This is a genomic window from Muricauda sp. SCSIO 64092 (assembly GCF_023016285.1).
Lineage (GTDB): Bacteria > Bacteroidota > Bacteroidia > Flavobacteriales > Flavobacteriaceae > Croceivirga.
In genome coordinates this window covers 429,877-446,034 of the sequence record NZ_CP095413.1, presented here as the reverse complement: position 1 = coordinate 446,034, position 16,158 = coordinate 429,877, and the positions used below count along the sequence as shown (strand labels likewise).

The following is a 16,158-nucleotide window of genomic DNA, read 5'->3' as shown; positions in this document are numbered from 1 at the left end:
CTAGTGGGGTTTCTCTATTGGTTTTAGCTTACTTTCATTTCCGTACGCATCAGTGATTTTTGCGGCTATTTTCCTTTTGGTTTCCTTAATGTTGAAGCAACTCCTGGATCCATTGGAAGGAAGGTAGACTTTTTTTATCAATTTTGTCCATTGCCTCTTTTTTCCCTTCAATTGGTAAATTGAAACATATCTGGGGACGGAGTCGTAATGGGACAGGCAGATTTCCATGGCACCATTGGAATTGTTTTTCGAAACGACCCCAGGTTCTTCGATATTCCTATAAGGTCCATTGGGTGCTGGTGGTGTGGTGACCGGTACTTTATAGAAATGCCTTCGAATTTTCTTGACGATGTCCCGGTGTTGGGGCAGGGACTTGGCACTAAAGAAAACATTTCCCTGAACCTGCGGAATGGAACGTGCAAGGGTTAGTTGCTTGGTAAGTTCCTTTCGTTTAGACCATGCCCTGTCTGAATTGTTCCGCACCTTGTAGGCGCCATTGCCCATAAAGAGATTGGTATTTATACTTTTACCGGCCCACCATTGGGTGATTTTTTTATGTGAAGCCGCAGGATATTCCATACTCCAGTAGGCTTGGGGAACAATATAGTCCAGCCAACCTTTTTCCATCCACAATAGCGGGTCGGCATATAAATCTTCATAAGTGGTTTGACCAGCTTTGGTGTCCGAACCCTGGGGGTCCGTAGCTTTGTTCTTCCAGACCCCAAAAGGACTAATGCCAAATTGGACCCAAGACTTATGGGCTTTAATGGTGTGGTGCACATTCTTGACCAATGAATCGATATTGCTGCGACGCCAATCTTCCAGGGATTGTCCTGGCAGGCCATATTGGGCAAAGGCCAACGAATCCTTAAATGTTTCCCCGGCCACTTTGTACGGATAGAAATAATCGTCAAAATGGACACCATCAATGGCATAGTCCATGACCACTTCTTCCACTACTTTGGTCAGATGTTTCCCTACCGCAGGAATCCCCGGGTTGTAGTAATACTTCTTCCCGTATTTTACCATCCAATCAGGATGCCGATAAAAATCGTGGGTTTTGGCCAAAATGGTGGTATCCAGATCAAATGTGGCACGATAAGGGTTGAACCACGCATGGAATTGCATCCCCCTTTGATGGGTTTGGTCCACCATCCATTGCAGTGGATCTTCAAAATTGTCTTTGGGGCTTCCTTCTTTTCCGGTCAAAAAACGGGACCAAGGCGCCATGTCCGACGCATAAAAGGCATCACCTGCCGTCCGTATTTGTACGATTAAGGCATTAAAGTTTAGTTCATCATAGAAATTGAGCAGCTGTAAAAAATCCTCTTTCTGTTTTTTTAAGTCGTCCATTCCATTTTTTGGCCAATCAATATTGGCCACAGTAGCCACCCAAACCCCTCTGAATTCCTTAGCGGGATAGTTGTTTTGAAGGGGTCCACAACCAAAAACTATCACGGACAAGAATGCCCATGATAGTTTTTTAAACGGTTTGTGTACTGTATGTTGTCTCTTCACTGAACCCATCTTGATTTTTTGTTTGTAACCGAAAATGAGTTGAAAATTGGCCAGATGGGCAAATTTTCGAAGGTTATAGCAGCGTTCGAGCTAAGAAAAATAACGAAATAGGGGGGAATTTCGGCCATTTTTTAGGGAATGGAAAAGTCAAGATGCGTCCAATATTAAAAATGATATCGGACAAACCCTTCTATGGCCGCATATTCTGCCAAACCTAGTTTGCGATATTTTTCCGCTGTGCTTTTGTTCCGTTCCTCTGCTCGCATCCAGAATTCCCGGGTATCGTCACCTTGAAACATGACACCATCTTTTTGGGACTGATGGCAAAAGATGGCGTTTCGTTTTTTCATGACTTGGGCAGGACTCATGGGAACCGCCATTTCTATTTCGTGAATATCCCATTCGTGCCATGCACCCCGATACAACCAAACCCAACAGTCTTCCATGTATTTTTTGGTCTTTAAAATCTGAAGGGCGGCAAGGACAGCGTCCAAACAGACACTATGGGTACCATGTGGGTCAGCGAGATCACCGGCAGCATAAATTTGATGGGGTTTAACTTCCTTGATGATACTCACCATAATATCAATATCATCTTGGGTCAAAGCGTTCTTTTTTACCGTGCCTGTTTCATAAAATGGAAGGTCCAGAAAATGAACGTTCCCATCGGGGAGTCCCAAATATCGCGTGGCGGCATATGATTCCCCTCTTCGGATACTTCCTTTAAGTTTTCGCACCTCAAGCGTATCAATCGCACTTTCGGTTTTGGTCGTAATGGCATTAATTAGTGAACCTGCCTTTTCGGATGGATTTACGGTATTTAAAACCTCCGCAAATTTCAGGGCTTCGGTATCGGTCACGGCGATATTCCCTGAAGTCTGATACGCCACATGTACCTCATGTCCTTGACTGATCAGGCGATCAAAAGTACCGCCCATGGAAATCACATCATCATCTGGGTGTGGACTAAAAATAATGGTCCTTTTTTTAGCAGGTGCCGCCCTTTCCGGTCTGTTGGTGTCGTCTGCATTTGGCTTACCACCGGGCCATCCGGTTATGGTATGTTGTAAGCGATTGAACATTTTAATGTTCAGATCGTAGGAGTCCTGCTGGGCCAATAACCCAGACATCCCATTATCGTTATAATCTTTATCGGTAAGACTTAAAATGGACTTGTTCAAGGTAATACTGAGCCATAGTACGGCTTTGGCAGTAAGGGTTTCGGTCCATTCACAAGACTCGTCAACCAACCATGGGGTTTTGTTTCGGGTCAGTTTGCTGCCCGCACCATTGTCCAAGACAAAAGTACAGTTGTGATGTCTTTGGAGATAGGTGGCGGGCACTTCGGATGAAATTTCACCCTCAACGGTTTTTTTGATGATATCAGCCTTATTCTGTCCCCATCCCAGAAGCACGATCCTTCTGGCATTGTGTACGGTTGAAATACCCATGGTTATTGCCCGTCTGGGTACGTTGACTATACCTAAAAAGGCTGGTGCGGCATCTACCCTGGTAATATGGTCCAAGGTAATGACACGCGTCCCCGAGTTATAATGTGAACCGGGTTCATTAAAACCAATATGACCTGTCCTGCCAATACCCAATAATTGAAAGTCAATTCCCCCATAATCCCTTATTTTCTGTTCATATTTTAAACAATAAGGTATAATGTCATCACCGGTCAGGGTACCATCGGGAATGTTTATGTTTTCCGGTGCAATATCTACGTGGTTGAACAAATGTTCGTGCATAAAGTACCAATAACTCTGACGGTTATCCTTTTCCATGGGCAGGTACTCGTCAAGATTAAAGGTAATTACGTTCGAAAAACTTAATCCCTCCTCTTTATGCATTCGTACCAGTTCCTCATAAACGCGAATGGGGGATGAGCCGGTGGCAAGACCCAAAACACAGGGCAAGCCCTGTTGTTGTTTTTTACGAATAAGTGCAGCCATTTCCTGGGCGACTATAATTGAGGCCTGACTTGAGCTGTCAAAAAGAACATTATGGATTTTTTCAAAACGTGTTTCTTCGAACTGTCCTACGGGTTTGTAAGAGATATCAAAACTCTTTTTGGGTATTGTTATGGTTTGCATTGTCCTAAATTGGTATTTCGAAATAGCGGTTTTATGCCGTTGTTTGGAACAAAGATACAACTATTTGCTGTTTTTTGCTTTTTTAAATGCTGTTTTTTGCAATTAATAACAATTTAATAACTTAAAAAAGAATAAAACTGCAATAAAAGGAAATCAATATCTTTGCTGAAGATTCCAGCTTTATGTTGAAAGAAGAGCGCCAGCGTACCATATTAAATGAGGTCGAGTTACATAATCGGGTATTGCTAACGGACATTGCCGAAAAATTGGATGTTTCCATTGATACCGTGCGGCGGGATGTTAAGGAATTGGATGCGGAGAATCGATTGCGTAAGGTTCATGGAGGTGCCGTATCCCTGGGTTTCGCCAATTACAGTCCTGCCAGGAACAATGTGTATGCATTGGAACAGAAAACGGCGATTGCCCAAAAAGCACTTGGATTGATCAGGGACAATAGTGTTATCTTAATTGATGGAGGTACCACTTGTTTGGAATTGGCGCGATTGATTCCTCCACAACAAAGTATCACCTGTTTTACATTGAGCCTGCCCGTAGCCATGGAATTGCTCAATAAACCTAATATCGAAACTATTTTTATTGGAGGTGTGCTATCCAAGGATTCCCAAATCTCCATAGGCGCCAATACCATACATAATTTATCACAGATCAAAGTTGATTACGGTTTTATAGGGACGGGTTATGTGGATGCGAGCTACGGACTGACGGAATTTGATTGGGATATTGTACAGACCAAAAAGGCAGTGATCAAAGCTTCAAAAAATACGGTTTTGCTCAGTATCTCTGAAAAGTTGAATTCCCAACATCGTTACAAGACCTGTGATATCAACGAAATCGATACTATGATTACCGAGTTGGAACCCAATCACCAGCTTCTCAATAGTTTTAAGGACCAAAATATCAAGTTGCTTTAGTATGGCAGAATTTAAAAAGATAACGGAACAGGCTTCGCTCCACGATCATTTGGAGCAACAATCAACCGGAGCTTTGCTCAGGGGAATCAATCAAGAGGACAAAAAGGTAGCTGAAGCTGTGGGGAAAGTCGTTCCACAACTGGAAAAACTGGTCGATGCCCTGGCCGTCCGGTTTCGAAAAGGAGGGCGTTTGTTTTATATCGGTGCGGGGACCAGCGGTCGATTGGGAATCTTGGATGCTTCGGAAATTCCGCCAACTTTTGGTATGCCCCATGACCGGGTCATTGGCTTAATAGCAGGAGGGGACGGCGCCATACGCAAAGCTGTGGAGTTTGCTGAGGACAATACCATTCAGGCATGGAAGGATTTAATGGAATTCAATATCAATTCCAATGATACCGTAGTGGGCATCGCCGCTTCTGGCACTACGCCTTATGTGCTGGGAGGCGTAAAGGATGCCAAGGAAAATGGCCTCCTGACCGCAGGAATTACCAACAATCCAGGTTCGCCACTGGCCACCTCCGTGGATATCCCCATTGAAATTGAAGTAGGACCTGAGTTTGTCACGGGGAGTACCCGAATGAAAAGTGGTACCAGTCAAAAGCTGGCGCTTAATATGATCTCTACGGCCCTAATGATTAAAATTGGTCGGGTAAAGGGCAACAAAATGGTGGACATGCAATTGAGCAACAATAAGTTGGTGGACCGCGGAACACGGTATTTGGTGGAAGCGCTGGATATGGATTATGCCAGTGCGGAAAGGGCGTTAAAAAAATATGGTTCGGTTAGGGAGGCGATTTCCCAACTAAAAAGGTGAAAACCGGAAATGAATGATTTTGAAAGCCGTCTAAAGGGCGGTCATCCCAACTCGCTCGGAAACACCATTGAAGTGGTAACAGAGGCACTTACCGACCATAACTTGTTCAATGAACTTTTTGAGTGCTATTTTTCTGATGATGCGGAGGTCCGTTTACGGGTGTCCAATGCCATGAAACGAATTTGTAAAGCCCAAAAAGCGTTGTTATTGCCCTACATCGATAGGTTTTTGGACGAAATTTCAAAAATTGACCAGCCTTCCACCCAGTGGAGGTTATCCCAGCTTTTTATGCAATTGGAAAAAGATATGACCCATGACCAAAAAACAGGCAGCTTTGAGAATTATGCAACATAATTTAACCGATAGTTATGACTGGATCGTACTTAACCAAACTATGGAAACTTTGGGAAAATGGGCAAAAAAGGATACTGATTTAAAGGGCTGGATCATACCTTATTTGGAAAGATTAAAGACCGATGCACGTAAGTCGGTTGCCGAGAAAGCCAATAAAACTTTGACAATGCTCTTATCCTAAAACATTCCGTCGTTAGGATACCACAATGAAATCCGTGGACCGTCCTTTTTTAGAATTTTTATATTTGGGAATAACCTTAAGCTGTGCTCCTTGTCCATAATTCTAGTGGACGCCGTTATTACATTTTCGAATGCCATGATTTTGGCATTGGTCTTTCCGAATATTATGGTATTGTTATTCCTTTTCCCTGAAGCAAGGCCCCAACGATCCTAGTATATCAAGTTAATAAAAAGGAACGTTTTAGCAGATTTTTGGCAAAAACAGCAAAGTGACCATTATTTGGGGTCCAGTCTGTAGATTCCCTTTCCCTCTATACCAACATAAATCAGACCATCGGGTCCCTGGTTCACACTCCGTACCCTTCCCATGCCATCCAACAGTTTTTCACGATAGGTTACCTTGTTATCCTCCAAGACAAGGCGTTCCAGGTATTGGAAGACCAAGGATCCTGCCAATACGTTCCCCTTCCAGTCGGCATACTTGTCAGAACCAATGACCTCCAATCCGGAGGGTGCTATGGAAGGTACCCAATAGTAAATGGGCTGTTCCATGTCCGGTCTGGAGGTTTCATCCGTAATTTTGGTACCGCTGTAATTAATACCATAGGTGATTATGGGCCAGCCATAGTTTTTTCCTTTTCGTACAATGTTCAATTCATCGCCACCCCTGGGACCGTGCTCATGAATCCATATTTCCCCGGTCGTGGGATGTTTCACCATTCCCTGTGGATTTCGATGGCCATAACTGTAAATGGCCGTTTTGGCCCCTGAGGTATTTACAAAGGGATTGTCATTGGGAATTTTTCCATCATCGTGTATTCTATAGATTTTGCCGCCATCGCGCTTGATATCCTGTGGGTTTTCATCCCTACTACCGCGGTCACCGATTGAGAAATAGAGGTATCCATTGTTATCAAAAGCCATTCTGGAACCAAAATGGTACGGTTTACTGCTATTTGGACTCGCTTTGTACAGCACTTTTTGATCGGTCAATCGGTTTCCTTCGAGTTTTGCCCTCATTACTGCGGTATTGACACCCTTTCCTTCCCCTTCAGGAGATGCATAGGTCAAATAAACCCACTGGTTTTCAGCGTAGTTGGGATAAAGTTTTACATCCATCAACCCGCCTTGACCCAATACCTTGATTTCAGGAAGTCCACTGATTTCCACTTTTTTTCCATTCGTGTAATGGATAAGTTCACCTGATTTTTCGGTAAGTAGGATGGAACCGTCGGGAAGAAAATCAAAACCCCATGGAATTTCAAGATCGGGAACCACCAATGTTGCGCTAATTTGCTCTTTTATAGGAGTTTTTATGGTCTGATCTACGTTTTGGGCACAGCCCTGAGCAAGCAGTACAACGAAAAAATACAAGTGAATTATACAGTTTTTCATAATTTTATCGTTAAATGAAAGGAAAGTCCAGTTGAATTGCAGTTTTTTGTCGTTTGACTGGTATAAAGATAAGAAAGCATAAGCTATTGATTAGATAATTACAATTAGGAATTTTGGGCTTCCCAAACCCCGATTTTCCTTGAAAATCCAGACTTAACCTATGCCCAAGAGCAATACAAGGCGACTGCTGTATTCTCTGCTATTGGTGTTATCATCAGTTGTAGTTTCTTCGGCAGTATTTAATACTGGTTTTGAAAAAATCGTTGAAAGCTTCGATTTGCCCCTAATGGATAGCCCCAGTTCTGGGGAAACCACTAATCGTATTACTTCCAAAGCGGAAAAAGAAAACCTGGGAGCCACCATGCTGCTTCAGCCCATGTTTACTACCATCATTCAAGGTGCAGATGAACAAGTGGGGTGTAGTAACAATGGTTTTACGGTTGCCCGATTCAATCTTTGCGGGGATTCTGATGATAGGACGATTACATTGTCCGGAGGACCTTATGGTTCCGTGGAATGGCAACTTTTGGGCGGTTCCTGCTCCCCGGATATCAATGAGGATTGTCCAAACACCAATATTTCTTGCTATACCACGGTAGCTACTTCCCAGTCCTTTAATCTTGATGCGAGTACGGTTCCAGCAGGACCTGGTGCAGAATTCAGGGTAGTTGCCGATGGGCAACAATTTTTCTTCAAGGTCAAGAAGAGTACCATAACGCAAACTTTTGTAAAGCGTGACTATATCTGCGGGGTAGATGGTAGGATTCAGATTACCAATCTTTCCAGTGCTTATGAATTTAGCGTTGACAATGGAACGGGATTTGGCCCTTGGCAAGTATCTCCCATATTTGATGGACTTGCCCCTGGGACCTATATTGTTAGGGCCCGTTTGCAGAACACCCCCAATACTTGTGAATATCCCTATGACCCCATTGTTATCGAGCAATTGGACATAGGAATTGATGCGGAATTTATAGATGCACAATGTTTTGGGGATACCGGGAGTATTACCGTGACTGTGACCGATGTTCCCGGACCTTATCGTTACACCCTTTTGGATGAAAATGGGATACCCCAAGAGTTTACCACCTTTATCAGTTCCAACCCTTATACCTTCAATGCCGTGGGATTTGGAACCTATAGTGTGCAGGTGGAGACACAGCAGTGTACCGGGGACATTGCCAATGGGATTCCAGCTCCCAGACAAAGTTTGGACATTAACGGCAATCCCATTACCATTGGGGATGGGATAGTACCCCTGGCCGCTTCCACCGAGGTCAATGAAAGTTTAAGTTCAGAACCGGGATGTGGCTCGCCCAATGTTGACATTATTGTTCGGACATCAGGTGGTACGGCCCCATATACCTTCACGGTGAGTGATGGGGGTAATTCAGGAGGTTCATATACCACGCAAACCACATATACGGTAAGTAGTGCCGGAACATATGATTTTACCATTACCGATGCTAATGGATGTATTATTACGGCTTCGGCCAGTGTACAGGAACTGACACCGCCGGATGTAACCGTGGCTGGAATAGATGGTACCTGTAGCAATGGAGGGGCGCGATTGGATATCACCGTGGTCGATGCCAAGGGCTATAATCTGTCCTTTAGGGCCTCACCGGGTGACCCCTGGAGTACGGATCCCTTACTTTCCGTAGCTGCAGGAACGTATACGTCCATTCAAGTTCAATATGAGCAGGGTGGATTCAGTTGTTTTATAACCCTACCTGATTCCATAACCGTCACGGAGACCGGTGCCATAAATGGAGCGGATCCCACTTGGATAGATGTATCCTGTAATGCTTCGGGTGGGGTGGACGATGGATCAATTACTTTTCCTGGAGCCTATTCGGGAGCAGGCGGTGGTCCCTTTGAGTTCAGTATCAACGGTAGCGATTTCTTTCCACAACAGGTATTTAACAATCTATCGGCTGGGACATACACACCTGCTGTGCGCAATGCTGCTGGTTGTAGACGTGATTTTACCGCTATCACCATAGCGGATATCGATCCACCGACCGATATTGATTTTACCCAAAGCAATACCAATTGCGCTGCCAATACTTCGGACGTTCAATTAACGGCCACTGCTAATTTTGCAATAGCTACTTATGAGGTGGTTAGTCCAGTAACCATCAATAATATGGGCAATGATACTTTTGTTGGACTTACCAATAATGTAAACCATACCTTTCGAATTACCGATGTCAACGGATGTACCTATGAGGAAAGTTTTACACCTGCGGTAATAAGTACAATTCGAGCAAGGGTAAAATCTGGGGGGGACCTACGGGTTTGTCCTGGGGGTAATGATGGTGAGGCCACTTTCCTGGTTGATGGTTTTACGAACAACTATACCTATAATATCAATGGAGGCACCGAAAGTGCACCACAAAATAACCTTGAAGTTCCCATAACCAATTTAATCGCGGATACGTATACCATAACGGTTACCGATGTGGACACCGGTTGTCAAGACACCGCCAGCGTAACCGTTGAAGAACCAGCTTCCCCCTTGAGCATTACTCCGGATGTGACTGCAATGAGCTGTGCCAACAATAATATAGGTAGGGTAAGGGCCAATGCCTCTGGTGGCTTTGGGACCTATCGTTATGAATTGGATTGGCCTACGCCTCCCGGAACTACACAAGGCCCTAAAAGTGGTCGTGTTTTTGGTAATCTTACCGCCGAAGGTACCTATACCTTAAGGGTCATTGATGCCGAAGGATGTACGGCAACAACAACCTTTTCCTTAAGTACGGTGGATGCCCCCACCATAGCTTTGGGTACTGTGGACAATTGTTTTTCGCCTACCAATGACGGTTCCATAACCGTTAGCTCAACCGCAGGAACGGCCCCTCTGGCGTCACATGAGTATCGTATTAATGGGGGTGCGCTCCAGGCAAGTCCCACTTTCTCTGGATTGGTACCAGGCACTTACACGGTGGAAGTGGTTGACGGTAATAACTGTACAGATCAGCTGCAGGTGACCATTCCACCTCAGATCCAAATTAATTTGGACTTGGTTACGGAGATTCCCTGTGGTGGGAACGGCGAAATGCAAATCAATATTAGCGGCGGTGATATCAGCAACCTTGCCAGTACATCGTATACCATATTTTTAAATGGAAGTCCTGTGGCAGGGCATACAGGAATACCAGTACCTTCCAATCCATTCAACTATAACGTTCCCCTGGGCAGTGATGGGGATTACACCGTAGAGGTAACGGACAATAATGGATGTACCAATGTTTCGCCACCATTGACCTTTACGCCACCAGCGAGTATTTTGGCTACCGCGGACGATGTTGGGCCAAGTTGTGGCGATATAAGCAGTGGCTATGTTGAAATTATTCCCGATATATCTGCAGGAACCCCACCTTTTCAAGTGGCTTTTGCCCCAGGTACCGGTGTCTTGATCGATGATCCGTTCAATCCGGATCCATTGGGAGTTTACAACTACAGTTCACAAACCATATATTCCGGAATTCCCGCCGGTACATATGAATATATCGTAAAAGATGCCCGAAACTGTACCACTGGGGTACAGACCGTGACGGTAAATCCGGATACGACGGGGCCACCCCTAACCACAGTTTCCCCTCTTGGTGCTACCTGTAATTTAGGTGCGGTGTCTGGGGGTATCCGCATCGATGGGATTACCGATGGTGTGGCCGATTTTACGATTATCATTGAGGATAATTTTGGAAATGAAATTTTGAGAAGGGAAAATGTTGCCTTGGCCGATTTGCCCTTGGACATCAACGACCCTTTATTGGTTGAAGGTAATTATACGGTTATTACATTGGATTCCAGAGGATGTATAGACCAGGATGTTGTTGCCATCAATTCGACGGATTTGGATATTGTACCGGATTTTGTAGTACCAGACGTCTGTCAACCGGGAATTCTACCCCAATGTGTTGAGATTGTTAACGGTGTTGGACCTTTTAGAATTCGTTTGGTGACCGACCCACCATCAACTTATGTTTCACCTAATGGTGGAGCAAGAAGACATTGTTTTGCTGATTTAGTTCCCGGGGCTTCCTACACGGTTGAGGTAATCGATGACGGTACCAACTGCGTTTATTTCGAAACGGTTACCATCCCGGATGAGAGTACTCCGGTTGATGTCGCCTTGTCCATTGACAATGGAAACTGTAACGGCGAGGATGTTGAACTTATTTATACTATTACAGGTACCACAGGGCCATTTGATATCATCATCAGAAATCTTGATACGGGTGCGATTGTGACCGATGTGACAGGGTCTACGGCGACCACGGATACTTTTTTGGTACCACAAGGGTTATATGGTATTTCGGTAATCGATACGGTCAGCGATTGTGTGGGGGGAGATACGGTTGAAGCTACCCTGAACATGCCAAGGGTCGATGTCATCGACAATCAGAATGCCAACTGTAATGAATTGGGACAATTGACCGTTCGCGGTAGTGGCGGTACGCCATATCCACCCACAGGAGCGGGATCACTTCCGGATGGATCACCCTATGAGTATGCTTTTGTTGATGCTGGCGTAGCACCGATAGCTGGTGATTACGGTACGGCAACTACGGTGTACTTGCCAGGAACGTTGGCCCCTGGAACGGCATATGATATTTGGGTCCGTGACTCCAGAGGCTGTGAATTTCAAACTTCGGCCACCATTGTTCAATTGGATCCGGATTTACCCATACCTAGCATTACAGTGAACAATCAGTGTGATGCTGTACCGCCGGTGGGAGGCTTCCAAATAGATTTGGAAATGCCGGCCAATGTGGATAATCCCACTTTTACCTTGGGAGGCCAAACACTGATCCCCGTTTATGATCCCCTTATACCAACAATAGCTACCTTCTATGTGCCCAGTGTGGGAGTATATGATGTGTATGTCATAGATGCCAATGGATGTGATGTCACCACAACGGCAGAGGTATTTCAATTGCTGTCGGCTTCCGGTGGTTTTGATACCGATCCCACCTGTGAAGATCCCGATGGAATCATAAGGGTAACGGCCAATGGGGGTAGTGGGGATTTTGCCTATCGTTTAACGGGCCTTGATGTTAACTCCAATGCCGTTGATATTATAGATCCAAATGCCGATGGTGTTTTTGAAAACATCCTACCGGGTTCATATCAGGTAGAAGTAACCGATAACCAGGTGACCGGTGCGTTGGGAATCAACTGTACGACCACGGTCAGCAATATTATCAGTACCGCTCCGGTACAACCCCTTATTGCAGATACGGGTGAGTCCAATATTAGCTGTAATGGCGCCAATGATGGTAGTATCAATGTGAGTTTGAGCCCGGGTACGGATGTGGATGGTATTCGAGAATACAATTTGTATTCCGCTACATTGCCATTATCGGGAACTGAAACCCCCGTAGCTACGAATACCTCGGGGTCTTTTGTAAACCTGGGACAGGGAACTTATGTTGTTGAGGTGGTTACGGACAAGCTTTGTACGGATGTAGCTGAGATCACCATTACTGAACCTCCGGTATTTGAAATTACCGCCAGTGATGCCACCCTTACCTGTGAAAATGGGGTCAATCGTTTTAGTACGGCTACCATATCCGCCCAAATTGTTACTGCTGGAAATGGAGGGCCTTACGGCTATCGTATAGATGTAAACGACAGTTATCAAAGCAGTCCGAATTTTGATATTGTTGATGATGGTACCGATCAAACGATAACGATTTATGCCATTGATTCAAACGGTTGTGAAGACAATGTGACGGTAACCGTTTTTGCGCCTACGGATGTGGTGCCCAGCATTGCCACGCTGAGTGCATTGACCTGTGTTGACCCGGAACAGGTAGAAATAACCGTTAGTGGAACCTCCAACTTTACGGTGGTTACTTCAGGACCATCGGGAACAACGGTAGGGGATGTAGTGGTCACTGGTGGTACCACGGCGGTAGTTGATTTGCCCGATGCCGGGGATTATTTGATCGAGGTTCAGGATAATAGCCCCAATGGATGCAGCTATCCATTGCCAAGATATACGGTAACTCCACCCACAGTACCTATAGTTACCATAACCGAAGCAAATCCCGTTTTCTGTTTTGGCGACCCCAGCGGTTCTTTGTTTATTGCGGTAAGCGACTACAGTGGGGTCTACAACTATGAAGCCTTTTTGCTGGATGTGAATGGCAATCGGGTTTTACCGGCCCAGGCAACAGGAAGTTTTGATACTGCGAATTATCCGGATGTGAATGGTGAGGAAGCAAGGATAACAGGACTCCTTGGAGGAAATTATGAGGTTTCGATTACCACCATGGCCGCCCCTGGATGTTCAGGATTAAGTAATGTGACCACGGTTAGGGCACCAAATGGGCCATTGGTTCCTGAAGCCATTGAAATAGGCAATGTGACCTGTGCCGATGATAGCGGGGTTATCGAAGCCAATCTCAATGGAGGTTGGGACTATGCACCCTATGAATATCGATTGTTAAGGGACAACGATACTGATGGTACTTTTGAAACTGAAGTCGCTACATGGAATACGACCAACCGATTTGAAAATCTTCCCAGCGGGGAGTACCAAGTCGGATACAGGGATGTTGAAGGTTGCGAGACCACATTTGCTATTACGTTGAACCCTATTGACCCCATTCTTGCAGGAATACGCGAACCTCAAGGTTTGGTCTGTCCAGATGGTAACAATGCCGTTTTGGAGGCTTATGACCCTACCACGGGAGATGCCCTAACGGCCACAGCTGGAGCTACTGGAGGTGTTTTGGGAGCAGGGTACTTGTATCAATTGATCTATTTGGGAAGTAACAATATTGCCGATGAGATTTCCAGGAGCGGTCTACAAGCTTCCCCAACGTTTACAGGAGCCAGCGGCGGGTTCATCAGTGAAGGATGGTATGCCATTGAGGTTTCCTCGAGCTATGGTTGCGTTGGTGTGACCATTCCATACGAGGTTGATCCACCGCCACCCATTATTCCTGATTTGGTTCAAGTTCAAGCCCCGGGTTGTGGTGGTATAGGTCAGATGCGATTAAGTATTGAAAATCCAGAGGTCGGTTTTGAATATGAATATCGATTGGCCGATACGGCAGGTGGAAATCCTATGGACCCATTTATACGAATGGAAGATAATCTAGGAAATCCGGCAACGTCCGTGCTAATCGATGGGGTTCAAGGATTTTATCAATATGAAGTGCGTAAGATTAATGCGACAAACACCTGTGGAACCATTAATTCCAATGGACTCACCTTGGTTGATGCCCAAAATATTGATTTAGTGGTCAACCAACCCGATGATATTTCCTGTGCCAATGAGTTGGACGGTAGGATTGAATCGTTCTCTTCCGGAGGTGTGGGATTAAACACCTATACCCTGTATTTGGGAGATCCGGTTGATGCGTTTAATCCGTCACCTTCCGCAATGGTCGTACAATCCAATGACTTTGGAACATTTGAAGGATTGGATGCAGCTACGAATTATTTCATCACCGTTACCAGTGGTGTGTCATGTCAGGATATCGAAGGACCCTTCACCGTATCCAGGCCGGAACCCATCGTTTTTAATGCCACGGCAACACCAATTACCTGTAATGGGGAATCGGATGGGACCATTACCGTGGAGGTGGTGAGTGGAGGTCTTGGTTTGGTACAATTTGCGATCAGTCCAAACTTTAATGAATTCTTCAGTGACCCTGATAATCCGGGAGTCTTTACGTTCGAGGATTTGACCGGTGATGCGAACGGTCGGGAATATACCATTTTAATTCAGGATTCCGAAGGTTGTTCAGAGACTGCAATTGTTGAGGTCTTTGAACCGGACGAGCTTCAGGTCACCGGAACTTCAACCCCTGAGATTTGTCTGGGATTTGCGGATGGTACAGCGCAATTGAACATTACAGGCGGAACACCGTTTATGGATGCTATGGGAGTTACCTATTACGAAGTGAGTGTAAACTCGACTGCGGATGAGGATTTCCTTCCTAATTATACCCTACTGTTTGAAGATTTACAGGGAGGTGAAACCTATGCTTTTTTCATTCGGGACGCCAATGGATGTGTAACTTCCACCACCGTACCCATTGGAATAGGTGTTGATATCAATGCAGAGGCCGTAGTGGAATATGGTTGTGAGGGAATTTTTCCAAATAGCACTACCACTATTGTACCCCTTAATTCTGCTTCGCTTTCCGACATTCTGATCGCTTTGGATGTAGATGATATTTCCATTGCCGGTACTGAAAGAATGTGGGCAGATTTGCCCCCCGGTGAACATACGGCATACTTATATCACCCCAATGGTTGTACCACTTTTGTAGAGTTTGCCATTGACGCTTATGAACCCTTATCCGTAGAAGTGACCAAAACTGCTGCAGATGAAGTAACAGCGGTAGCTACCGGAGGTTTTGGGGATTATGAGTATTTCTTCCAAGGGGAATCCCAAGGAAGTGACAACGTTTTCAATATTATCTTTGATGCCACCATTAACGTTAGGGTCGTAGATGCACAGGGATGCTACGTTGAAGTGGTCTTTCCATTCAATTTTGAAGGAATGCCCGAGTTCCCCAATTTCTTTACACCTGATGGGGATGGGCTTAATGACGACTGGTTCCCGCGCAATAGGGAGTTCTTCCCCAATATTGATGTGATTATCTATGATCGCTACGGAAGGGTCGTTGCCCGTTTGGACCAAGTAAAAAAATGGAACGGGGATTATGAGGGAAAACCACTGCCAACTGGGGATTATTGGTATGTAGTGAATGCAAATGATAATGAAAAGCAGCAATTTGTGGGACATTTTACCCTGTATCGCTAGTTTTCACGTCAATGGAATTAATGGAACGTATATTTAGCTATCTTTAAAAATCAACTCACTTGTCAT

Annotated in this window: 8 protein-coding genes; 5 read left to right on the top strand and 3 right to left on the bottom strand. The window is 45.1% G+C overall.

The features are described from left to right. Positions 1-1,518, bottom strand: a complete 1,518-nt coding sequence (locus L0P88_RS01650; protein ID WP_247132907.1) for a glycoside hydrolase family 10 protein — start codon at positions 1,516-1,518, stop codon at positions 1-3. A 164-nt stretch (positions 1,519-1,682) separates the two neighbouring features. Continuing rightward, complete coding sequence (nagB, locus tag L0P88_RS01645; RefSeq protein ID WP_247132906.1) at positions 1,683-3,614, bottom strand: glucosamine-6-phosphate deaminase; 1,932 nt, start codon at positions 3,612-3,614, stop codon at positions 1,683-1,685. A 182-nt stretch (positions 3,615-3,796) separates the two neighbouring features. On the opposite strand from nagB, the gene L0P88_RS01640 reads away from it, so the two are divergent. From L0P88_RS01640 to L0P88_RS01625, 4 genes are read left to right on the top strand one after another with little or no spacing between them, the layout of a single operon-like run. Beyond that, positions 3,797-4,546, top strand: a complete 750-nt coding sequence (locus L0P88_RS01640) for a DeoR/GlpR family DNA-binding transcription regulator (RefSeq protein WP_247132905.1) — start codon at positions 3,797-3,799, stop codon at positions 4,544-4,546. A 1-nt stretch (position 4,547) separates the two neighbouring features. Further along, entirely contained in the window at positions 4,548-5,363 is an 816-nt protein-coding gene (locus L0P88_RS01635) for an N-acetylmuramic acid 6-phosphate etherase (RefSeq protein WP_247132904.1), read from the top strand. 9 nt (positions 5,364-5,372) lie between these two features. Beyond that, a complete protein-coding gene (locus tag L0P88_RS01630) occupies positions 5,373-5,717 on the top strand; it encodes a hypothetical protein (RefSeq protein ID WP_247132903.1) in 345 nt (114 codons plus the stop codon). After that, positions 5,677-5,898: a hypothetical protein gene (locus L0P88_RS01625; RefSeq protein ID WP_247132902.1), complete on the top strand. Its 222-nt coding sequence runs from the start codon at positions 5,677-5,679 to the stop codon at positions 5,896-5,898. Before L0P88_RS01630 ends, L0P88_RS01625 begins: the two co-directional genes overlap by 41 nt. A gap of 275 nt (positions 5,899-6,173) precedes the next feature. On the opposite strand, the gene L0P88_RS01620 is transcribed toward L0P88_RS01625, so the two are convergent. Continuing rightward, a complete protein-coding gene (locus tag L0P88_RS01620; protein WP_247132901.1) occupies positions 6,174-7,292 on the bottom strand; it encodes a PQQ-dependent sugar dehydrogenase in 1,119 nt (372 codons plus the stop codon). A gap of 160 nt (positions 7,293-7,452) precedes the next feature. On the opposite strand from L0P88_RS01620, the gene L0P88_RS01615 reads away from it, so the two are divergent. Continuing rightward, a complete protein-coding gene (locus tag L0P88_RS01615; RefSeq protein WP_247132900.1) occupies positions 7,453-16,092 on the top strand; it encodes a T9SS type B sorting domain-containing protein in 8,640 nt (2,879 codons plus the stop codon). Positions 16,093-16,158: the final 66 nt, after the last annotated feature.